Origin of the sequence: Nostoc sp., from assembly GCF_036919675.1 — a bacterium.
Taxonomy (GTDB): domain Bacteria; phylum Cyanobacteriota; class Cyanobacteriia; order Cyanobacteriales; family Nostocaceae; genus Nostoc.
Window position 1 is genome coordinate 1 of the sequence record NZ_JBALCP010000134.1, and the last position, 21,330, is coordinate 21,330.

Below are 21,330 nucleotides of genomic sequence, written 5' to 3' on the forward strand. Positions count from 1 at the left end.
TTGGAAAATGTGCCTCGAATGTTACAACTTCGAGCTGCTTATCTCAATGGTCAACTTACTAACTGATATTTTTGCAAAGGTGAGATGCTCCCAAAGTAATCTGATGTTTTATAATCTCTTCATGAGAAAATACCGAGGATAAAACTACAATTGTTTCGGAAACATTAACTTTATGAAGATAAGTGAAGATTTTCTTTTCAAGGTCGAAACCTACAGCAAATCGAGAATCTTGACCATTCTCTTTTCTGTGAAGACAGTTGTAGAGTGCTCTGAGTCTTTGAGTACCATCAATAACATACATATATGATGCTTGCTCTTCAGTTTGAGATGAAGTCATAAAATCGTCCTGAGAAAACATGAAATTTTTCTCAGGACTTCGCCAAAAAAGTAGAGTTCCGATAGGTAGACCGTTATAAATACTGTCAAAAAGTTGAATAATTTCTTCTCTACCCCAAACAAAGCGCCTCTGAAACTGAGTGCAACGTCAGGCTTAATACTGACAAAATAATCATCTATGATTTTACCATTAGGTAATTCTATTTCATCTTGCCTCACATGACACCAAGGATAATCTAAAACCATTTTTGATTTCAAAATCTTCCATTTTTTTAAGTTGATCATAAATAAAAAAGCAATGAATGTAAAAAAGTATAACAGATGCATCTGATAATCTAAACTTTGAACTTACACTGGCTTTTATGTAACATAATATATATAACCAGTATGCAAATAAATATAAATTTATTTACAGTAAACAAAAGGTTTCCGTTGACTATTAGTCGAGGTACAACGGCACAGACAACGAATGTATGGGTGAGGATCTCGCATGATGGGATCGAAGGCTGGGGGGAAGCATCGCCATTCGGTGTGGGTAATCATCGGCAATCAACTGATACAATCAAAGACGCTTTAGAGCAAGTTGTGCCGCTGTTGCAAGCATTCAGCCCCTTACAGCGGCAGCAAATTGAGCAAGTGTTTATACAAACTCAAGTTCCTTCTGCTGCTAGAGCAGCCTTGGATATGGCAATGCACGACTGGTTAGGTAAGCGCGTAGGATTACCCTTGTGGCAAATTTGGGGACTCGATCGCAACACCATAGTACCGACTTCAGTCACAATTGGGATTAATTCCCCTGAAGGTGCCAGGGCTAGAGCGCGAGACTGGTTACAATTTACTGATGTCCACCTTTTCAAGGTGAAGCTAGGTAGTCCAGATGGCATAGATGCAGATAAAAAAATGCTCCTAGCAGTGCGAGAAGAAGCACCATTAACAGAATTATTTGTTGATGCCAACGGGGGTTGGAGTTTAGAAGATGCGATCGCAATGTGCAATTGGCTGGCTAATTTAGGTATAAAGTATGTAGAACAGCCATTGCTACGTGGACAGGAAAAAAGTTTAGCAAAACTCAAAGAACACTCACCCATGCCCATCTTTGTCGATGAAAGTTGCTTCACAAGCTCCGATATTCCTGATTTGGCAAACTACGTGGATGGCATTAATATCAAACTGATGAAATCAGGGGGACTAACCGAGGCAATGCGAATGGTACATACAGCGCGAGCTTATGGGTTGCAAGTAATGTTCGGTTGCTACTCTGACAGTTCGCTAGCTAATACAGCAGCATTACAGCTAGCGCCACTAGCTGATTATTTAGATTTAGACAGTCATCTCAACTTAATCGATGATCCCTTTACGGGTGCATTGCTAAAAGAAGGGAGAGTTTTGCCAAACGATTTACCAGGTTTGGGGGTACAACACAGTGCGATTACCACTTAATCAACGAGTAGCTATCTTGCTGCATGAAGGAATTAGCGGGTATCACGGCAAAACTGGGCTAGCAATTTTACGTTACAGTGAAGCCCCAATCGTAGCCGTAATCGATCGCGAGTCTGCTAGCAAATCTCTGACAGAATTAACAGGTATCAAGCGTGATGTACCAATTGTGGCATCGATAGCCGCAGCCCTGGAGTACAAGCCAGAAGTCTTGGTAATAGGCATTGCTCCAGGAGGTGGCGCTGTACCAGATGATTACTGGGTGGAAATCAAAGACGCTTTAGAAGCTGGAATGTCGCTGGTGAACGGTTTACATACACCAATGGCAAATATACCAGAGTTAAATGCACTACTCAAACCTGGGCAACTAATTTGGGATGTACGAAAAGAGCCGCCTAATATAAGTGTTGCTAGTGGAATAGCCCGCACCCTCCCGTGTCAGCGGGTGTTGACAGTGGGAACCGACATGGCGATCGGTAAAATGTCAACTAGCCTAGAGTTACATTGGGCATCAAAACAACGGGGCTGGAGTTCTAAATTCCTCGCCACCGGTCAAACTGGGGTGATGTTAGAAGGGGACGGCGTAGCTTTAGATGCCGTGCGGGTAGACTTTGCCGCTGGTGCTGTGGAACAAATAGTCATGCGCTATGGCAAAAACTACGACATCCTGCACATTGAAGGACAAGGTTCACTGCTACACCCTGGTTCAACAGCAACTCTACCCCTGATTCGTGGTTCGCAACCAACTCAACTGGTTTTAGTACATCGGGCGGGACAAGTTCATGTACGTAATCATCCCCATGTAGTAATTCCACCTTTACCAGAGGTAATTCAGCTTTATGAAACTGTCGCTAGTGCCGGTGGTGCTTTTGGAAATGTTCCTATAGTGGGTATAGCCCTTAATACAGCACATCTAGATGAGTCTGCGGCTGAGGAAAGCATCGCTCAAACAATAGCAGAAACTGGACTACCTTGCACCGATGTAGTCCGTTTTGATGCCAATGTGCTTTTGGATGCAGTGATGAAGAATTAGATGTAGATTTTACTTCATCCGAAAATGATTGCAACAGATGGAGTGCTAAATCCGATTACCAGTGGAGATGCGAAATCGCCGCACTAACGTGCCTCTACTCTTTTATACCATTTTGGATTTAATAGCGATTCAAAAAATGTTTGCGATAGATTACCCCACCCTAACCCTGCCCTTAGAAAGGGGAGGGAACCGGATTTCTGATCTCCCCCCAATACATTGGGGGGATTAAGGGGGGTGATATCTGGATAAGCGGAGGGTTTTGTCTATGTGTCGCATTCTTTTTTCAAATTGGAATTTAGATTTTGCAATTTAAAAAATTGCGTAAACGTATAGCGGTGAGTCAACAGACATCTTGCTTTCCCCGGCTGGGGCAGCTTCGCCTAAATCCCCCATCCCTGATAAGTCAATTCCTACTACTTATCAACTTTTTTGTCAAGTACTTTTGACAACTTGTAACAATATTGCTAAATTTAGTTACATAAGTAAACAAAAAAGAGAAAAAACTATGTACACCACCACTAATGAAGACGGCATTCTCAATAACTACGCAGATGAACCCAAGATACACTACGCCGAGTATCCAGCAATTTGGGAACAACGTAAATACGTTTTGCAGGGTCTTTTTGCGACTTTAATTGTCACTATTTTGCTAATTACTCTTACTGCCGACTGCGAAAACCCTGTTTTCCATTAACTTGGTCAAAGAGGACATCGTATTTATCAAAAAATGCGATGCCAGTATTTACAAATGTAGCAAGTTCTGCTTTTGGCGAGATACTCAAATTCCAGCGATTAAATCCGTCGCGGGTTCCTGGTGCCAGGCTGTAATCAAAAATGCTATTAATTGCTAGCTTTAGAGAATTTCCTGAACCTAATACTCCTAGTTTGAGTTTACCTGCTGTGGAAGCTGACTTGAATTCAGTCCAACCATTAATAGTTCCGGTATCAGTGATCATTTTGCCATTACAAAGATTTTTAGCAGAACTCCCAGCAATAGTTAAACAAACTTTGCTCAGTTGAGAATCCCATCTGTTACCGGGTACACCATTAATTTCGCTTTGTTTACTCCAAGCAGCCATTTTGAAACCTGCTTGATTATTGGCAGTCAAACCGAGAATTAAACTGCCATTGTTGTTACTACCACCATTTCCAATCACAATAAATCCGTTACTCAGATTGCCTGGTAATTTTCTCAACGGATTATAGGGAAGTGACTTTTCAAAATAGTTGACACCGATAATACCAGAAAATGGCACATTACTCTTTGCTGAACAATTAGGCTTTTGGGCAGTACATTGGCGACCAGTAACAATCTGTACCGGAACAGGTTCTGCGGTGGGAAGCAAACCAAACCGGACATTAGTATAAACTAATTCACCCTCCAGGATAGTACCATCACTTAATACCTCCTTAATATTTTGTCCCGTTCTGCGGATTGGAGCATTACCTAAAAACTCTTTGGGAACTCGCAGCCCTGCTGAACCTGTATCTAATAAGATCCGCTTTGGCTGACCACCTGCGATCGCCATTTCCAGAAAATAGCCGCGAACACGTTGACCGAGGGAAGGTTTTGGATATAAAGGTAGGGATATGGTATCAAAAGTTGGCTTTCGGGGTATATTTTGAGAGATGTCACGCAACGCTGGGTTTGGGAAAAGAGCCGCAAATGCTGACTGGCGTTGCGCTACTGGTTCAGATGCGATATCCCAAAGGCTTTCGTAGTAGAAAAAGCCGATACCTAAACCGCGTTGTTGCACTGCTTCTACCTGGGATTGAATTTGTGATATGGAAACTGGACGATTTCGTAACCCCGCCATAATACCGATACCAGTTGGGATGACTTGTTTTGTTTCTAAAATTTCTGGACGGGTAATTTGAGCGATAAAACTTTCCAAATCATTACGGTACACTTGCATGACTAACTCATCGACAATACCCAACCGTACCCAGTTGAGCCAGTCTTGCAGTTGCACCTTGTAGGCGAAATCATAATAATTAGGAGCAACTGAGAAGATAGCATTCGGTTTTCGCGCTTTCACGGTTTGCTGGAGGTCTACCATGAATGCCGTGATTTTATCTGCCCGCCATTTTATCCATGCTTGGGCTTGGGGATTAGGTGGAGGAGGCTTGCCAGTTTCTTGAGTATATAGACTAATTGTGTACTTATCGTAACCAAAATCCACAGGTAAACTCGTATTATCGTCAAATTGAACGCCATCAGCATCGTATTGAGTAATGACTTCCATCACGAGTTCGGTGAAAAACTTTTGCACTTCCGGGTGAAATGGATTCAACCACGCTACTTCACCCGCAGCACTAATTGAAGTTTGAGTCCCATCCGGCTTTTGTGTCAGCCAATCTGGATGCTGGGATGCGAGTTCCGAAGTTAGGGGAACCATGAAACCAAATTCAAACCAGGGTATTGCTAGTAGCCCTTCTCTGTGCGCTTGGCTGATAATGTCTGCAATCACATCTTGTCCATCTGTTCCCTTGAAGAAAAAGGGGATACCCATTTTTTGCATGATGGCACTGGGGTATTGTGTATAACCATCGTTCCACACTACTGGATAAACAGTGTTAAAGTTTAACTGCCGCAGTTGGCTCATGGCTGCAAGCACCTGTGAGCGATTTCTGAAAACGCTAAAATCATTACCACTCAGCCACACCCCCCGAATTTCCTGACGAGGTTGAGGAGGTAGTTGGGCAACTGTAGGGGCAAAGCTGTTGAGTAGCAATACCGCAACGAACGATACCAGACATAATAATGGCAGCAGACGCTTCCTTAAAAGCCACCAACCTTGACGAATGAAAGGCGATGTTTGGCAACAAGTTACAACTCTACCAGACGCTTTGTGTAGCTTACTCCTATGTCGAAGTAAGCCTCTACGCACGGGGTTAAATAGTAAGTTAGTTAGAGTAGCATTAATTTCTATGCTTTTTTCCCAAAACTGAGTTGTCATTACTGCTGCTTACTAAATGAGGTTAATTAGTTATATTTCATTCCATATCAACGTTAAATTGCTGCACCAGGAAAACTGATACAGTAATTTAGCTGCAAGATAGGTGACGCATTTATAGAGTTAGTAGTGCCAAATAGAAAAAATAACTATACTCGATTTAGCCTATTAACCTGAGTAAAGCCAGATTTAGTTCTGTTTAGATTTTCTTTACGAATCAGATATCAGGACAGGTTATGACTATTATCCACGCATTAATAAACGGTAAAGAAGCATTCGGCTAAGTTCATTCTGTTTATCCATTTCAAGAAGGATTATATCTCCGTTTTTGAAAAAAACTTGAAAGTATTTAGCATCAAGGTAATCGTCATTGTTTTTACCTTCATCCTCTACTTTTGTTTCCTTGATATCTTTATACTTTAGGTAATGTATATTGTCTTCTACGTCTATAACGTTAAATACTATCATCGCCCTTGATTGCTTTTAAGTTAAAGGTTACAACCTTGAGAATAAGTCGTAGAGCAACTCTAAGTCTGTACCAATTTGTTCAAAAGTAAATAACTTCTGATGATGCAGAATTAAAATTTTTCACAATTTTTACTGGAGTTGAGAAAATTCTCCAGGCAAGAAATAGCTCAAATGCCCTTGCAACAAGTGTTGTAAGGGCAGATTGTCTACGCAGATGAGTCAGGTATGGATAATCGAGACGACTATGGCTATGGTTAGAGCCCTAAAGGCGAACGCATTCATGCCTTGAAGTCAGGACGCAGAAGTGGTCGGGTAAATATGATCGCAGCCTTATGTGAGCAGTAGTTGCTGGCACCTTTCACGATCATAGCAGCCTGCAATCGAACGGTATTTCAGACTTGGCTGTTAACCTGATTGATACTAGTGCTGAAACCGGGGCAGAAGCTGGTGATCGATAATGCCACCTTTCACAAAGGTGGACAGATTCAGCAGTTAGTTGAAGCCGCAGGTTGTGAGATTTGGTACTTGCCGCCCTATTCACCTGACTTGAATAAGATTGAGCGATGTTGGGCTTGGCTCAAGAGTCGGATTTGAAAGCGGCTAGACCGTTTTGAAACTTTGAGAGAGGCTATGGAGCATATCCTTCACCTAGCATCCTAACTAAAGTGGCGACGACTATATTAGTGGGATAGGTTCAGGCTTGTTTGGTGTTTTATTCCAAAGTGTTTCCAATTTTGTCGGAAATTTATTTGGTTTTTTTGCCAAGCTGTTCGGATTTACTAAGTCTGATTATTTTTTGGAATCTGATCAGGGGCAAGGCATAAACCAAGCTTCTGTAAAAGAGTCAATTGAAACGAATCGGGATAACACTGCTAAAATTCCAACCACTAACCGCCGTCGTCCTAATGCCAGACTTGACGACTACTTCCTCAACATGGCTCGTGATATGAAAAAGAACTAACAAAAGCCATAAATTGGAGGGTAATCTTAGTAATACGTAGCCCCAAAGCGATTAATGTATGCAGGTGCAGCGCGGGTGGTAGTGTCTTTATGGAACGTTAATGATGAAGCGACATCGTTCTTGATGAGCCAATTTTACAGCCAAATGTTACAGCAAGGGAAAACTCCCGCTGCCGCCCTCAGAGCCGCATAACTAAAAATGTGGGAACAAGAAAAGTGGCGTAACCCCTATTCTTGGCCGGCTTTTACCCTGCTGGGTGAGTGGCGTTGAACGAATGTTCGTACTTAGAACTAAAGTCCTTACTACGAACTTGCTTACCCATCAATTTAAACTTGAGATACTACTAGAAACTAAGCACAATTATACTTAGTTTGTGCCTAGCTCTCGCATTTTTTGATGTCGCATGAGCATACAATCAGTTTGTTCAAATACTTCTGCCTACACTGCTATAGTGTGAGGACACTTTTTTGGAAAATCATCCAGCCACAATTAACGGATTTCTATGTGCGATAGCACCTTTAATAAGAATAATATCCAATTTGAGGCTGGACAAGAGCTAGAGATATTTTTTAGATTGAATGTTTCCTTGATTTTTTAACTTACCAAATCAACTAAGGCGTTGCTCCGAAAGCGGACTATAGATGAAACTGAGCAGCCGCGATAATTCTCAGAAGTGAATACTGATAGTGTGATATTAGCTTCACCGGGATCTAATATGCGTTTTACCTTGCAGGTTTGCATTTTGTTGTTGCAGTAAGCAATAATGCGATCGCCAGCCTTGACATCCAACGCTTGAATTTTCAATTAATACCAACCTCGCCCAAGAATTTGTTTAGCTAAAGGAAAAATATATTGCTATATTTTCCTTGCTCAACAATTGCAATGTTTATTTTAGTATAACACAAAAATCAAGATCATTAATATTATCAATTTTATCTTGGTAATGTCAAGTTGATTTATGCTCAAAACTCTATTAAATGCTGGATTTTCAGGAAATAACGATCCAATCCCAACCTTCGCGCAGGGTTTAGTACAGCACGGCATAAATCCAGCTACCATCTCAATGAATAAGACTTGGGGCAAAATCCCTTGTTAAAGGTAGGCAAACTGACGCCACAGTCTACTAGGTCGGAAGCCTCATCTTCAAAATCCAGATGGGGTAAAGCTTTGCTTTGCTTTAACTTCTTTGCAGAAGATAGGAAACGTCTTTGCTCTAAAAACCAAGCAAAGCCTGCGTAGGCAGACTTTGCTTAGGTAGCCCCAGACTTTAGTCTGTGAGCGCTTTCATATTTTTGCAGGAGATTGAATAACTAATTTCAATCAACGTCTTTAACTGTCCTCTTCATTGCGTTGCCAGCATCCTCAGCCCCACGCTGAACATTTTTACCAGCATCCTCAGCCCCACGCTGAACATTTTTTGTCACGTCATCAGCAGCATTCTGGGTATTACCCTTAATATTTTCAATTCCTCGCTGAGTTCCCTTAACAACACCTTTGCGAACTTCTTCAGCTGAACTGCCGATATCTTCACCCAGGTTCTTCACTCTTTCACCAAGGGGTGTACCTTGCTTGAAATTTTGGCCATATTCCCCTGGACTGTTAACCCCTTTTTGGTCAATGTTCTTTTGAGCATTTTTTGCCATCGCATCCCCTCTGTCATTCGCTGCCTTTTCATCTTTCGCTCTAGGATCTACATCACTAAAGTTATTTATTCCACCAGCAGGTGAAGAGAGAGGATAATCTTTTGTGGGATCGTATCGTTTGGAATAAGGTGATTGAGCGTCAAGCTTTGGTGGCTGTGTTGCTGTTCCTGGATCACCACAAGCTTGTGTCAGAAATAAGAACATTCCTGCTAAAAAAACAGTTAAAACTTTCAAGGGACGAATGTTTTTCAGCCAATTCATTGCTTTTTTCATACTTCTAACTCCTGGGATTTTTGTGACTAAGTTAAACTTCAATCAAGATAACATTTGGATTGATTTCAAATGCCAAGCATTAAGACAAAATAAAGGTTCTATCTGCCTAATGCTGGATTTTTTTGTAATTCAGGTCTTGTACCCGCTTTATCTGACTTATCTTTCAAAAAGCCGGAAGCTTCTTCAACAGCCTCTTTTACAGTCTCAAGACGATCTTTAACCCGTTCTCCTATATTTGATTCATTCTGAATCAAACCACCTGGTTCAGGTTGTTGGGAGTCCTGATCTGTGATGATTGGCAGTTTTGCTTCTTTATTGACTCGATCCGCTGGTGTCTCACCACTAGGATAAAGTATCTCGGATTCTCTATTTGTAGCAATTAACAATTGTGAACTTGGTTGTAAGCTAGCTTCGTCACGTCCCTGATTGGCTTTTGGGTTTGTTATTTTTGGATCGGTGGACATTCGGTTGTTGGTATACTTGTCTCCACCATTCTTATAAGGATTGTTTGCTCCGCCAGCTTGCACAGCGGGATTTTGTGGATTTGCACCTTGAGCATTTGCCCCACTACAAGCAGTGCTAACTATTAACAATAGTCCAGCGAAAAAGATAGTTAATATCTGGCGCAATCTTATTTTTTTCAAGAATACTCTCACCGCGTTCATGTAGTCCTCCTTACCAAAATATTAATCAGCTAATAGTTTACTGAACCATTGGATTGGTCAGCAAATTGTGCTTGTCTTGATGTGCTCACTTTCGATAACCTTTATTAAGGATATGAATAATAAAATTAACTTTACCTCTAGCGCAGGCCACATTTTAATTAGTAATCATAGAATATTTTTATCTAACTCTAGAGAGATATAAAATAAAGTAATATACTTTTCGGAAAAAGAACTACATCAACCTGTTTGATCCTTCAAAAGCTTTGAATAGGTAGCTGATGTACTGTAATAGTTGAGGCATTCAGCCCTTGTTGATCTAACCGTTAAATTACTAAATTCATGAAGCAATTTTTACGCTGGATAATTTTGGGCGGAACGCTGTTTTTTTTAGGCAAAGCTCTGAAGGATAATTGGATTGAAGTGACTGCTATCCGTATTGATGGGGTAGGATGGGCAATTATGGCGATCGCTACAGGCGTCACTTTACTGGCACATACTTGGGCAGGCTGGATCTGGACTTGGATTCTGCAAGAGTTAAATCAACCTGTATCATCTCCCCAATTCATCCAAGTTTACTTAAAAACGAACATAGCTAAATATTTGCCAGGTAATATCTGGCATCACTACGGGCGAATTATGGCAGCAAAAAATGCCAATATTTCTGCTGGTGCAGCTACCTTAAGCGTTTTGCTGGAACCGCTACTGATGCTAGCGGCTGCTTTAATCATCATTGTCCTATGCAGTAGCCAATTTGCGGCAGCTAATACTACCCTTGTTCTGCAAATATTACAATTGCTGAGTTTAGCTGTAGTCCTTTGTGCTATTCATCCTTGGTTTTTAAACCCAGTTATTCGCTTTTTATACAGATTGAAAGCAAAAAAGTCTGCTGTCACCACTGAGGCAACTGTTCCCTTCAGTCTTAAAAGCTACCCTTTACGACCTTTGTTAGGAGAATTGGGCTTTATGGGACTACGTGGAACTGGGTTTATATTAACTATGTTCGCCCTGGATTCACTGAATGTGAATCAAATTCCTTTGTTGTTAGGGGCTTTCAGTTGCGCTTGGTTGTTAGGGTTTATCATTCCGGGGGCGCCTGGTGGGTTGGGTGTGTTTGAAGCGACTGCATATGAACTTTTACGACACCACTTTCCAGCCGCCTTAGTATTTAGTGCGATCGCTCTATATCGCCTCATTAGTATTCTAGCTGAAACTGCCGGTGCAGCTTTGGCTTGGTTAGACGAACGCCTTGCTAAATCATGAATCAAGCGACACTCATTTTTGTCTATCTACCTTCATCTGTGAAAATACACGATAATCATCCAGATTCAACTGGGGATTACTGCTTTGATCTTCTTCTTTCATCTTAATCAAGTTGTATTCTACGTTTTCTGCATAAATTGCAAACGTGATATTAAAAATCTCGATAAAATTGATTATCCACTTGCATTCATCTTCAGGATATTTTTCGTAATAACGAATTAGATGAGCAATCCTAAGTTCTAAATGCCTGCGGGAATTTCTACAAATCAAAATAGTCTTTAGTAGGATAATCACCAATGTTAGAGAGTGACCTGGAGTAACCAATAATATAAATAATGACGAAGGTTCTTTCCCATTTTCTGTTGTCAAACAATCAATCACTCGATTACAGGTTCTCAGGAACAATTCTTTAGTGATAATTTCTTGATTATAATTTTCCTTCCATAAAGATAACTTCTCTGCGAACTGCTGCCGCAAAGTTTCGATTAATTCTTGATTATCTACAGAAAAAAAGAGATATTTGTCTATACTTTTTTTAAATTCTTCAAGAGTTTGATCTTGAGTTTGTTTGATAAATATATTGGCAATATTTTCATGGCTAAATACACCCTTTTTTAAAACAATTGTTTTTATCAAATGCAGAACATTATCTCCCAAAGTACTGGGATTATTGTAGCGGTTTGTGCTTGAGACAGCAGATTGAGAACGAGCAATATACATTGCTAGTTCAAACTTATATTTGTCTTTTATCTGTCTATAAAGCCTTCTAGCAGCCTCTTGTTGCTCTCGGGAATTATTCTCATTAACAGATTGATCAATTAATAAATAAGAAGTGTAGCGATTAGCCCAATGACCTTTAGATAATTCGTCATGTTTAGTAGCAAATAATTTTATTTCTTGGTAATCTTTGCTGGATATAAAATTTTCTAGCCAGCTTTTACGGATATTTATCTCTAGAAAATCATCGGTATCTAATTTCAGACTTTCATTAGCAAATAAATTAACTAATTTTTGGATATATTTGTCTTTTCTGTTGGTTTTCCAATTATTAATTATTATGTAGATACACCGCTTAAGTGTATTACAGAACTCCTGTTCGTTATCATCTAAAAAAATGCTGTATATCCCAGGTATAGAATGGGAATACTGTGAATCAAGACCGTCTATAAATAAACCTTTGAATTCCCGCAAAACATCATCTGGCGATAATCTTTTGACAATTTTGACGAAGAAGCTATAAACCTCCTCTTGTGCAATTTGCACATTTAGTTGTCTAGAGTTAGACGTAACATAATCGGGATCTTGCTGACTAATTGATAAACTATTAGCGCTCATTCCAGTTATCAGGACAAAAAGGCTTCCTGTTCATATTATTACCAGCTTAACCTTGGTGAACAGTAGCATCAATCTATTCTTTAGAGATTCAGTAATCTTTTTACACAAATTTGATAAACTCGGACTATAAATAAAGTATTAAACACAAATTCTTTGATAATTCCTCAAAGAGCTAAGTGAAATTACTTAGTCTAAACAATCAGAGCCAATACAAAACTATATGGGCGAGTTGATTTACCATTAAATACAACACGCCCATACCTTCTACAGGTGTGACTTTACCCATAACTTTGCCGCAACTAGAAGCATAAGCTTGCCAGAGAAGAGATTGTCAAGCTTGATATTGCGTCAAACAATTTATCACTTTTCTCTACTTTTGAAACTATAATTTTGCCGCAAGTCGGGATTGGAAGCATAAGCTTGCCAAGAGTAATTATAAATTTTTATTTCTTTTGCCGCCCTATAAACACAGTTACTAAGTGATTCAACTCGATAAACTGGATTTCTAGCAAATCAGTTCTTTCCTCTGTGAGTTGAACTTGTTCGCGCAACTTCTCTATAACCTGCTCCAACAAGTCCACCCTGTCTTCAACCGAATCTTCTGGTAAACCCAAATACTGAGCGATCGCCTCCCTAATTACTTGAGTCCTGTCTTTCTCATCAATAATGGCACGAGCATCCAAGGCTTCCAGCATAGTTTGGGACAATCTGATTGATATAGTTTTATCTTTACCAATTTTTGACATATTCTTTTTGAGATACCACCGTGCTATTGTTGAGATACAAGAGATACGGTTAAGCTACCAATGGTCTATAAAATTACGCCTAAATACAGGGGTGAAGTAAAACTATGCCGTCATGTTTTCTGCTAAGAGATTGGCAAGAGCGATTTGTAAGAGCGTATCAAACAAACCTCAAAAAGAATTTTTTGCTTGAAGCCTGTACATCAGCCGGAAAAACCGCTGGAGCGCTACACGCCTTTGATTCTCTCAAAAGCGTTTTGGACTGGCGCTTCTTAGTTGTTGTCGTACCTGCGGAACATTTAATGCGGCAATATGCTCAAGATGCATTCAACCTCTTTAATATCAATCTTTTTTACTCAGGAACTGTTAAAAGTTTAGGTAGGCTGCCCACGCCAGAAGAGTTACTACCACAAGGTTATCACGGATTAGTGGTCAGTTATCAATGGCTAACCAGCTTGAAAAACGCTAACTCACTTTTCAATGATTTGTCTCGATCTGTTGCTGGCAAAGTATTTCTGGTTCTTGATGAAGTCCATCATGCTAGCTGTGACCTAGCTTTTGGTCGAGCTTGCGAAACGGCGTTTCCAGATACGATTATCTCTCATCGATTGATGACTTCTGGTACACCGTTCCGTTCTGATAACAAAAGAATTTTGGGAAACTGGCTGACTTATGTGCAACTAGAGCAGAACACTTACCAGTGCATCCCTGATTTTCGATATACATTAGCTGATGCTCTCAGCGACCAAATAATCCCTCCTTTTTCATTTGTAACTATGGAAGGAGAATTTGCCTACCGTCGAGGTATCGCTGTCTACAATGGTAGAACTTTTCTCAATGCGAGTGATGAGCAACAGTTAACCGATGCTCTGAATACAGCTATTCATGTGGAAGGTGATTGGGTTAAAGAAGCTATTTTGTGGGCGCATAAACGGATGCAGCGTGATCGAGCCAAAGGACTCCCGGAATGCGCGACTTACGTGAGAGTTCCAACAATCCTGGCGGCACGGCAGATGAAAGAACGTATTCTTCACCTTACCAGCGAAAATGCTCTAGTCGTAGTTTCTAGGGATGACGAATCCGACTCAAATACTAATTTTCAATGTTTATGAGTCCCGTCAAGGACAAAGAACTGACCTAATTGACGATAGTGAAACTTCCCGACTTGAGGGCGGGAAGTTAGATGAATTGGGCAGTCGCCACCAAGAACGTCTTCGAGCTGCAAATCGTGCAGCAGAAGCGATTCCACTTATAGGTGAGTTACTAGGCCGCTCACTTATCGCCATAGATGTAGCAGCACTATTAGGACGCGACATAAAAGACCCCAAAATCCTTACAGCAGAAGAACGAGAATATGTAGACAAACGGGATTTGATTGGGTTGAGAATTCAACAGTACATATATACTAACCCAATTCCTGAAGATGAGGATAGAGAACCAGCTTACAGCCGCAAACTCAATAATCACATCAAAGACTTGCTGGGGATTAAAGACCGTTCCAAATCTGTGCGGATGGATAATCCTAAAAAGGCTGCTGAGAAACTACTTCAGTTTTATCAAGGAGATAGACTTAAGGATTTGATTGACCACTTAAGCCAGAGTTTAAACGCGAATGCTGTCGAGAGTGAACCAGCCAGTGAGCGGTCTAATCACCGAAATAACCAACATCCTTCTCCCGATACAGTACTATCTTCGATTTCTCCTCCTTCTACTGATATTGGAAACACTAGGGCAATGGAAGCTCACAAAAATCAATCAGTTTCTGACGAAATAAAATCAACGATAAAACAAGCACCAATTGACGCATGGGTTGAGTCAGAAGAAATATCTGCGTCAGTCTCTTCGCAATTGCCTATGAAATCAGTCTCTGACACTGCCGCAAGTGTACCTCTCCTGATGCCTTCTATGAGTGACAACGGCACGTTGGAATTTGTAGGCAATTATAAAGTTACGGAGAGCGAAGTAACGCAGTCGCAAAACTCAGATACAAACATGGAGTTGACGGCAGAAGAACTGGCAAAACGCTTAAAGATTAAGCCACGGTCAGTTATGGATACGTCGTACAAAAAACCTGCTGAATTTCCCCAATGGTCGCAAAAACGAGATCCTGATGCCATAGCTTGGCAGCGTAGTGACAAGAGAAAAGGACGCATTAGTTTGTTCATTCCTGTTCAAGAAGCATCACAGGAATAATTGAGTGTCAGGAGATATTCGATGCTATCAAATTCTGTTTTTGATGCCTGGTGTTGTCGCCTTCATCTATCTCAACAAACGCAACATTTAATTGAAAAAATCCGCTCATCAGAACCATCCCGCCGCGTAGGTGGTGGACGCAAAAACGTTTCTGGGCGTTATCCCAGTCGAAAAATGGGAGCTACTATTCAATTTGAGTCTCACCGTGTTGAACTTCCTACTATCTACGAATTTGAGCATGATGAGGAAGTTTTAGAGTTTTACGACCAACCCCCTCCAATCAAGTTGGACTATCAAGGTAAAAATGGGCGAAATCTTGGAGTTTTGCATACACCAGACTTTTTCGTAATTAGAAGTAATTGTGCTGGTTGGGAGGAGTGCAAAACTGAGGAGGAGTTAAAAAAATTAACCGACAAAAGTCCAAACCGGTATTTTTGCGATTCTGAAGGTAGATGGCGCACTCCACCAGGAGAAAATTATGCACAACAGTTTGGGCTTTACTACCGCCTATGTGTAGACACCCAAATTAATTGGGTTATCCAGCGCAACACAATTTTTTTGGAAGATTATTTTCGAGATGAGTCTTTTCAGTCAGGAACTGTAATTAATGCAGAAATTCAGCAGTTAGTATCAAAATCACCAGGAATTTCCTTGGCTGATCTACTAAATCATGGGACACAAGCTAGTGCAGACGACATTTATGCTTTGATTGCCACAGAGCAATTATACGTTGATTTAAGTGTTGCACCATTAGCTGAACCAGAACGAGTTTGTGTTTTTCCCGACGAGCAGACAGCTACTGCCTATAGTTTGATGCTAAAAACAACAACTTCATCAACTCCCATAAGTTTTTCTGCGATTAACCTTTCTCCTGGGACATTAATATCTTGGGATGGCAAAGGCTTAAGTATTATTCATGTTGGAGACACTGAAGTTACTTTACAGGACGAACTGGGGCAATTGATTCAACTGAAAAAAACTTTATTTTTAAATCTGGTTCAGCAAGCAAAAATAAAAAGCTTACAAAAATCTGAAACACCAGATATAAAAGCAGAATCTTGGGAGCAATTTTATAAAGCAAGCCCTGAAGACCAAGCAGAAGCCCTTCTTCGCTACAAAGCTATTGAGCCATACTTAAATGGAAATCCACCTGAAAACGAAACAGTTCCAGAGAGGACAATTCGCCATTGGAAAATGAAGTATTTAGCAGCACAACAGCAATACAGTTGTGGTTATATCGGGCTTTTCTCGCATCGCAGTGCTAAAGGCAACCGCACGCGAAAACTACCAGAAGAAACCTTAGTGCTGATGGAAAAATTTATCCTTGATGACTATGAAACCCTCAAACAAAAGAAAATGTGGGAGGTACATAGTGCTTTAGTTAGGGTGTGCGAGCAACAAAGTGTTATTGCTCCAAGCTATAAAGCGTTTACAAAAGAAATAAAGAAACGTTCTAGTTACGAACAAATCAAAAAACGCCAAGGTCGTCGGGCTGCATACAAGCAAGAAAGTTTTTATTGGGAACTGAACAGGACAACACCCAGACATGGCGATCGCCCATTTGAAATTGCTCATATTGACCATACAGAATTAGATGTTGAATTGGTGTGTTCCCGTACTGGCCGTTCATTGGGTAGACCTTGGGTAACTTTTTTGATAGATGCTTATTCCAGAAGATTTTTAGCTGTTTATTTGACTTTTGACTCGCCTTCCTATCGCTCTTGCTTGATGGTGTTACGATTGTGCGTTCAACGCCACAACCGTTTACCGCAGATAATTGTGGTAGATAACGGTGCAGAATTTCATAGCGTTTATTTTGAAACGCTATTAGCCACTTTTGAATGTACGAAAAAAAATCGACCTCCAGCCAAAGCGCGGTTTGGTTCTGTATGCGAACGTCTGTTTGGTACTTCCAACACTCAATTTATCCATAACTTGCTCGGTAATACACAGATAACTCGTAACGTTCGCCAAGTAACCAAGTCAGTTAACCCTAAAAATCAAGCTGTCTGGACACTGGGCTTGCTTTACGAATATCTTTGCGCTTGGGCTTATGAAGTTTACGATACAGATGAACATCCTGCTCTTTTCCAGAGTCCGAGGGATGCTTTTGCTGCTGGTATAGCGAGCGGTGGTAGTCGGCTTCACCGCATGATTCCTTACGATGAAAACTTTCAGATTCTGACCTTACCTACAACCTCTGAAGGAAAAGCGAAAGTTCAATCTGGAAGCGGCGTAAAAATTAACTCAATCTATTACTGGTCTAATAGTTTTCGTGACCCGCAAATTGAAAATACCTCTGTCCAGGTAAGATACGAGCCATTTGATATTGGTATCGCTTATGCCTTTGTTCGAGGACTATGGGTACAGTGCATTTCTCAATATTATGCAGAATTTCAAGGTCGTTCAGAAAAAGAACTCAAGTTAGCTAGTGCCGAGTTACGCAAACGCTCCTCAAATCATGCACGACAATCAAGAGTTTCAGCCAAGAATCTAGCGGAGTTTTTAGCTTCAGTAGAAGCCCAAGAAGCCTTATTAGAGCAGCGTTCTTATGATGCAGAAGCGTCTGAAGTCTTTAGGGTAATTGAGGGTGGAAAAGCTACTTTCAGTCGCAACGAAGAACCAAAAGTTATTCAAATTCCTTTTGGTAATACCGACAATCAAGTGACTGAAATTGAAGCAAACACTCCAGAAACACTTGTAGTTTATGAGGAGTTTTAGTTATGACAATACTTACCGGATTTCCTCTCAAGCTCCTTGAACAATCTGCCACAGAAAGGCTTGCCTATTTCGAGAATTACACGGTAGCACATCCCCGACTCAAAGAGGTGTATGAAACTCTAGTGCGGACAATTGCTGAACCAGCAGGTGCGTCATTTATTTTTGTCTATGGCCCTAGCGGTATCGGTAAAACAACTTTAAGACTGCGGGTTGAGCAGAAATTAACAGAGTTAGCATTACCTAAGTTGGAAAGCGATCGCGGTTGCGTTCCTGTTGTTGGAGTTGAGGCTGTAGCTCCAGAATCGAGAAACTTTAACTGGAAAGATTACTATACACGCGCCTTAATAGCCTTAGAAGAACCACTAATCGATCACAAATTTAATTACGGTGTACGGGGCATTTATCGTGATATTTTCGGAAAAATTAACGTTGAGTCTAAAGTGGTCGCATCTGCTCTACGCAGAGCTTTAGAAAATGCTCTCAGTTATCGCCATCCAGATGTATTTTTCATAGATGAAGCGCAACATTTTGGGAAAATGGCAAGCGGACACAAGCTACAAGATCAGCTAGACTGTCTTAAATGTGTGGCAAATATGACAGGCATCTTGCATTGCCTTTTAGGAACATACGAATTACTGACATTCCGTAATTTAAGCGGTCAACTCTCACGCCGTAGCGTCGATATTCATTTCCGCCGTTATTGTGCTGACACCCCAGAAGACGTACAGGCTTTTAAAAGTGTATTGTTGACTTTTCAACAGCAGATGCCACTTGCAGAGCCTCCAGATTTAGTTACTCATTGGGAATATTTTTATGAACGGACTTTAGGATGTGTTGGCATACTGAAAAATTGGCTAACACGCGCTCTTAAAGATGCTCTGGATCGAGAAGCAACAACCGTCACTCTAAAAGACTTACAAAAACGTGCTTGGTCGGTTGCTCAGTGTCAGAGAATGTTCAAGGAAATTCAAGAGGGCGAACGACAATTATCTGAAACAGAAACAGACGTGCAACACTTACGTTCTGCTCTAGGACTTGGAGCAAAGACAATTGCACAGCCAGAAGAAGCTCCAAAAAAGACTCTTCCACAAGGAAAAGTTGGCAAACGCAATCCCAAAAGAGATCCTATTGGAGTGAATCAAGATGTTAGCTAATGGATTAATAACATACGAATGTTGGGATTTAAAAAAGGTTTCTATTCCATCTCGTAGTCGGTTGTATCAATTAGAGCCTGTTGGTATTGGTACTTCATTGGTAGAAAGCTTAACTGGTTATATATCTCGACTAGCAGAAGCTCATTGTGTAACCCCAAAAGTTTTAATATCCAAAGAACTTGTGTCCTTTATACCCAAGACTTACAGAACTACAAATCTCTTTCAAATGCGAAGCTTGACTGGGGCACTCAATGGATTAGGGACGATGGCATTTGATTTAGTCACAGTGCTAGAGTCGATGACTCTACGTAGTGATTTGCGCTTCCTCACTCTACTAACATGGACTAATATCTTCCCCCAGAGGAAGTTACTTCGTTCTAGACGAGCTTGGTGTCCCTACTGTTATGAGGAGTGGTATTCCTCAAAAGATAAAGTAATTTACGAACCCTTAATTTGGTTTTTTGAGGCAGTTACAGTTTGTCATTGCCACAATCAATCTTTATGCCAGCAATGCCTTCACTGCAAACGAGATATTCCCCCACTAGCTTCCTATTCGAGGCCAGGTTATTGCCCGTATTGCTTAGAATGGCTTGGTGTTACTGCTGATTACCCGTCTTCTGATAACACCCCACTGAGCAAGGAAGAGATTATGTGGCAAATGTGGGTTATCAAGACTGTTGGAGAATTACTCGCTACTACCCCTCGCTTATCAAAACCTTTACAAAGGGAAATAGTTGCCCAATCGTTCTGTAGGTATGTAGAGCAATTTACTGAAGGAAACACGGCTGCTTTTGCTCGTATGCTCGAAATTCCCAAAAACAAGGTTTGGATGTGGCAGATGGGAAAAGTCTTGCCAGAACTGAATGTAATTTTGAAAATCTGTTTTACTCTTCAGGTATCTGTGCTGGATTTTTTGACTCAAGAGACTGCTAAAGAAAATTCTAGTCAATTTTCTGCTATGCCTCAAAAGCAAGTGGTAGATAGCAGCAGAAAAAAGCTTGAAGTAAAGTTTGATAGCGATCGCACTCAACAATTACTTGAAAATTTGCTTCAAAGCCATGAACAACCGCTACCTATGACAGTAGTCGCCAAACGCCTCGGGTATTCTAAGCGAGTTCTTTATAGGAATTTCCCAGAGTTATGCCGAGCGATTTCAGCCCAGTATGTTAAGTATATGAAAGAATCTCGCATCAGGCGAATCGAACAGTGCTGCGAGGAGGTAAAACAGGCTGTTCAGCAATTTCACTCTGAAGGTATTTATCCTAGTGAAGCAGCTATTTCACAGCTATTGACTAAACCTGGATGTTTTCGTGACAATGAGGTTCGCATTGCCCTTAAAGCCGCCAGAAGAGAAATTGGTTTGGACGCATAACCTTGCCGCCCTTGATTGGAAGCATAAGCTTGCCGTTGCGGCAAAGTTATGGCTAAAGTCACAACAGGAGTCTTTTGGCATTTTAAATTTTTAATGGGGGTGGAGGGACTTGAACCCACACGACCTTTTACGGTCAACGGATTTTCATTCTCCCGCAGTTTTCACTGCTACCTGATGACAATAGCCAGATCAGATTTTGAGAATTGGACTCTCCCTTTACCCTCGACTTAACGTTAGGGTAGCTCCCGTCGGGTCTCTGCACCTTCCCTCAATTTTGGATTTTAGACTTCGGCTTCTCTACGAGACGCTGCGCGAACGCTCAGTCGAACGATTTTGAATTTTGGATTGAAGATTAATCGCAAATTTCAAATCGCAAATCTCAAATTTTTGGGCTTGGCTCAGGATTGCCATGTCTGTAACCAGATTTAGGTTTCCCTGAGTTTGAGAGCTTCCACTTGAGGGATTTCTCCTTCAAGGCTCAGTTATCTAAGTCCGTAGCGTCTACCATTCCGCCACACCCCCGCAGGTACTTGGCAACTAGTATAACTAGTTATTTCGTAGAGGCAGTAAATACCTCCTCATCTATTCCACCATCAATTGTGTCTTTTGTCCAACTAGATTGAAAATATTTTTTCCAGATAGGGCGATTGTGTTCCAGAGTTGGAAATCTTCCTTGTTTCCTCACTAATCAATCTGGATGAGTTTTCTTTCTTGTCTGACTAGAGCATTTGTTTGCTAGTGGATTTACGATTACAGAATAATACTACCTTTTATCAGTC

18 protein-coding genes and 3 pseudogenes are annotated in these 21,330 nt (G+C 40.9%); 12 read left to right on the forward strand and 9 right to left on the reverse strand.

What is annotated here, in order from left to right; translation table 11 throughout:
- Positions 1–58: 58 nt before the first annotated feature.
- Together V7K49_RS29960 and V7K49_RS29965 are read right to left on the reverse strand one after the other, a co-directional pair.
- Positions 59–460, reverse strand: a pseudogene (locus V7K49_RS29960) (DUF262 domain-containing protein); the annotation flags it as partial.
- A gap of 14 nt (positions 461–474) precedes the next feature.
- Positions 475–621: pseudogene (locus V7K49_RS29965) on the reverse strand (NUDIX hydrolase); the annotation flags it as partial.
- Between the two features lie 102 nt (positions 622–723).
- On the opposite strand from V7K49_RS29965, the gene V7K49_RS29970 reads away from it, so the two are divergent.
- From V7K49_RS29970 to psb34, 3 genes are all read left to right on the forward strand, one after another.
- The gene (locus V7K49_RS29970) at positions 724–1,776 is read left to right on the forward strand and encodes a dipeptide epimerase (RefSeq protein WP_335208879.1); all 1,053 of its coding nucleotides are present in this window, start codon (positions 724–726) and stop codon (positions 1,774–1,776) included.
- Positions 1,760–2,806 carry a DUF1611 domain-containing protein gene (locus V7K49_RS29975; protein ID WP_335208881.1) on the forward strand — a complete coding sequence of 349 codons (1,047 nt, stop codon included), beginning with the start codon at positions 1,760–1,762 and terminating at the stop codon, positions 2,804–2,806. Before V7K49_RS29970 ends, V7K49_RS29975 begins: the two co-directional genes overlap by 17 nt.
- Before the next feature lie 505 nt (positions 2,807–3,311).
- Positions 3,312–3,500 (forward strand): photosystem II assembly protein Psb34, encoded by a 189-nt coding sequence (gene psb34, locus V7K49_RS29980; RefSeq protein WP_335208883.1) that lies wholly within the window; start codon positions 3,312–3,314, stop codon positions 3,498–3,500.
- On the opposite strand, the gene V7K49_RS29985 is transcribed toward psb34, so the two are convergent.
- Positions 3,466–5,766, reverse strand: coding sequence for a glycoside hydrolase family 10 protein (locus V7K49_RS29985; RefSeq protein WP_335208885.1), 2,301 nt, complete (start codon positions 5,764–5,766; stop codon positions 3,466–3,468). The two genes, psb34 and V7K49_RS29985, sit on opposite strands and share 35 nt — an antisense overlap.
- Positions 5,767–6,006: 240 nt before the next feature.
- The gene (locus V7K49_RS29990; protein WP_335208887.1) at positions 6,007–6,231 is read right to left on the reverse strand and encodes a hypothetical protein; all 225 of its coding nucleotides are present in this window, start codon (positions 6,229–6,231) and stop codon (positions 6,007–6,009) included.
- 201 nt (positions 6,232–6,432) lie between these two features.
- Here V7K49_RS29990 and V7K49_RS29995 point away from each other — a divergent pair.
- From V7K49_RS29995 to V7K49_RS30005, 3 genes and pseudogenes are all read left to right on the forward strand, one after another.
- Positions 6,433–6,891, forward strand: a pseudogene (locus V7K49_RS29995) (IS630 family transposase); the annotation flags it as partial.
- A gap of 40 nt (positions 6,892–6,931) precedes the next feature.
- The gene (locus V7K49_RS30000; RefSeq protein ID WP_334866436.1) at positions 6,932–7,192 is read left to right on the forward strand and encodes a threonine dehydratase; all 261 of its coding nucleotides are present in this window, start codon (positions 6,932–6,934) and stop codon (positions 7,190–7,192) included.
- A gap of 54 nt (positions 7,193–7,246) precedes the next feature.
- On the forward strand, positions 7,247–7,384 hold the full coding sequence (locus V7K49_RS30005; RefSeq protein ID WP_334866434.1) for a CHAT domain-containing protein: 138 nt from the start codon (positions 7,247–7,249) through the stop codon (positions 7,382–7,384).
- A gap of 402 nt (positions 7,385–7,786) precedes the next feature.
- Here V7K49_RS30005 and V7K49_RS30010 read toward each other — a convergent pair whose 3' ends face one another.
- The 3 genes from V7K49_RS30010 to V7K49_RS30020 form a co-directional block, all read right to left on the reverse strand.
- Positions 7,787–7,996: a hypothetical protein gene (locus V7K49_RS30010; RefSeq protein WP_273764590.1), complete on the reverse strand. Its 210-nt coding sequence runs from the start codon at positions 7,994–7,996 to the stop codon at positions 7,787–7,789.
- 512 nt (positions 7,997–8,508) lie between these two features.
- A complete protein-coding gene (locus V7K49_RS30015; RefSeq protein WP_335208889.1) occupies positions 8,509–9,108 on the reverse strand; it encodes a hypothetical protein in 600 nt (199 codons plus the stop codon).
- Between the two features lie 98 nt (positions 9,109–9,206).
- Positions 9,207–9,773 carry a DUF6658 family protein gene (locus tag V7K49_RS30020; protein ID WP_335208891.1) on the reverse strand — a complete coding sequence of 189 codons (567 nt, stop codon included), beginning with the start codon at positions 9,771–9,773 and terminating at the stop codon, positions 9,207–9,209.
- 339 nt (positions 9,774–10,112) lie between these two features.
- Between V7K49_RS30020 and V7K49_RS30025 the strand changes: the two genes are divergently transcribed.
- Positions 10,113–11,033 carry a lysylphosphatidylglycerol synthase domain-containing protein gene (locus V7K49_RS30025; RefSeq protein ID WP_334866428.1) on the forward strand — a complete coding sequence of 307 codons (921 nt, stop codon included), beginning with the start codon at positions 10,113–10,115 and terminating at the stop codon, positions 11,031–11,033.
- Between the two features lie 12 nt (positions 11,034–11,045).
- Here the strand turns inward: V7K49_RS30025 and V7K49_RS30030 are convergent, their stop codons facing one another.
- Together V7K49_RS30030 and V7K49_RS30035 are read right to left on the reverse strand one after the other, a co-directional pair.
- Positions 11,046–12,368 carry a hypothetical protein gene (locus V7K49_RS30030; protein ID WP_334866426.1) on the reverse strand — a complete coding sequence of 441 codons (1,323 nt, stop codon included), beginning with the start codon at positions 12,366–12,368 and terminating at the stop codon, positions 11,046–11,048.
- A gap of 443 nt (positions 12,369–12,811) precedes the next feature.
- Positions 12,812–13,114 carry a ribbon-helix-helix protein, CopG family gene (locus V7K49_RS30035; RefSeq protein WP_335208893.1) on the reverse strand — a complete coding sequence of 101 codons (303 nt, stop codon included), beginning with the start codon at positions 13,112–13,114 and terminating at the stop codon, positions 12,812–12,814.
- A 104-nt stretch (positions 13,115–13,218) separates the two neighbouring features.
- On the opposite strand from V7K49_RS30035, the gene V7K49_RS30040 reads away from it, so the two are divergent.
- From V7K49_RS30040 to V7K49_RS30060, 5 genes are read left to right on the forward strand one after another with little or no spacing between them, the layout of a single operon-like run.
- Positions 13,219–14,223 carry a DEAD/DEAH box helicase gene (locus V7K49_RS30040; protein WP_335208895.1) on the forward strand — a complete coding sequence of 335 codons (1,005 nt, stop codon included), beginning with the start codon at positions 13,219–13,221 and terminating at the stop codon, positions 14,221–14,223.
- Positions 14,183–15,304, forward strand: a complete 1,122-nt coding sequence (locus tag V7K49_RS30045) for a hypothetical protein (protein WP_335208897.1) — start codon at positions 14,183–14,185, stop codon at positions 15,302–15,304. The genes V7K49_RS30040 and V7K49_RS30045 overlap by 41 nt, the downstream gene beginning before the upstream one ends.
- Positions 15,305–15,325: 21 nt before the next feature.
- Positions 15,326–18,025 carry a DDE-type integrase/transposase/recombinase gene (locus tag V7K49_RS30050; protein ID WP_335208899.1) on the forward strand — a complete coding sequence of 900 codons (2,700 nt, stop codon included), beginning with the start codon at positions 15,326–15,328 and terminating at the stop codon, positions 18,023–18,025.
- A 2-nt stretch (positions 18,026–18,027) separates the two neighbouring features.
- Complete coding sequence (locus V7K49_RS30055; RefSeq protein WP_335208900.1) at positions 18,028–19,179, forward strand: AAA family ATPase; 1,152 nt, start codon at positions 18,028–18,030, stop codon at positions 19,177–19,179.
- On the forward strand, positions 19,169–20,551 hold the full coding sequence (locus V7K49_RS30060; protein WP_335208901.1) for a TniQ family protein: 1,383 nt from the start codon (positions 19,169–19,171) through the stop codon (positions 20,549–20,551). The genes V7K49_RS30055 and V7K49_RS30060 overlap by 11 nt, the downstream gene beginning before the upstream one ends.
- Positions 20,552–21,330: the final 779 nt, after the last annotated feature.

Excerpts from the sequence above, each read along its gene's own strand:
- V7K49_RS29970 (WP_335208879.1), top strand. The coding sequence starts at position 724 with ATGCAAATAAATATAAATTTATTTACAGTAAACAAAAGGTTTCCGTTG.
- psb34 (WP_335208883.1), top strand. The coding sequence starts at position 3,312 with ATGTACACCACCACTAATGAAGACGGCATTCTCAATAACTACGCAGAT.
- V7K49_RS29985 (WP_335208885.1), bottom strand. The coding sequence starts at position 5,766 with ATGACAACTCAGTTTTGGGAAAAAAGCATAGAAATTAATGCTACTCTA.
- V7K49_RS29990 (WP_335208887.1), bottom strand. The coding sequence starts at position 6,231 with ATGATAGTATTTAACGTTATAGACGTAGAAGACAATATACATTACCTA.
- V7K49_RS30005 (WP_334866434.1), top strand. The coding sequence starts at position 7,247 with ATGTATGCAGGTGCAGCGCGGGTGGTAGTGTCTTTATGGAACGTTAAT.
- V7K49_RS30015 (WP_335208889.1), bottom strand. The coding sequence starts at position 9,108 with ATGAAAAAAGCAATGAATTGGCTGAAAAACATTCGTCCCTTGAAAGTT.
- V7K49_RS30020 (WP_335208891.1), bottom strand. The coding sequence starts at position 9,773 with ATGAACGCGGTGAGAGTATTCTTGAAAAAAATAAGATTGCGCCAGATA.
- V7K49_RS30025 (WP_334866428.1), top strand. The coding sequence starts at position 10,113 with ATGAAGCAATTTTTACGCTGGATAATTTTGGGCGGAACGCTGTTTTTT.
- V7K49_RS30030 (WP_334866426.1), bottom strand. The coding sequence starts at position 12,368 with ATGAGCGCTAATAGTTTATCAATTAGTCAGCAAGATCCCGATTATGTT.
- V7K49_RS30035 (WP_335208893.1), bottom strand. The coding sequence starts at position 13,114 with ATGTCAAAAATTGGTAAAGATAAAACTATATCAATCAGATTGTCCCAA.
- V7K49_RS30040 (WP_335208895.1), top strand. The coding sequence starts at position 13,219 with ATGCCGTCATGTTTTCTGCTAAGAGATTGGCAAGAGCGATTTGTAAGA.
- V7K49_RS30045 (WP_335208897.1), top strand. The coding sequence starts at position 14,183 with ATGACGAATCCGACTCAAATACTAATTTTCAATGTTTATGAGTCCCGT.
- V7K49_RS30050 (WP_335208899.1), top strand. The coding sequence starts at position 15,326 with ATGCTATCAAATTCTGTTTTTGATGCCTGGTGTTGTCGCCTTCATCTA.
- V7K49_RS30055 (WP_335208900.1), top strand. The coding sequence starts at position 18,028 with ATGACAATACTTACCGGATTTCCTCTCAAGCTCCTTGAACAATCTGCC.
- V7K49_RS30060 (WP_335208901.1), top strand. The coding sequence starts at position 19,169 with ATGTTAGCTAATGGATTAATAACATACGAATGTTGGGATTTAAAAAAG.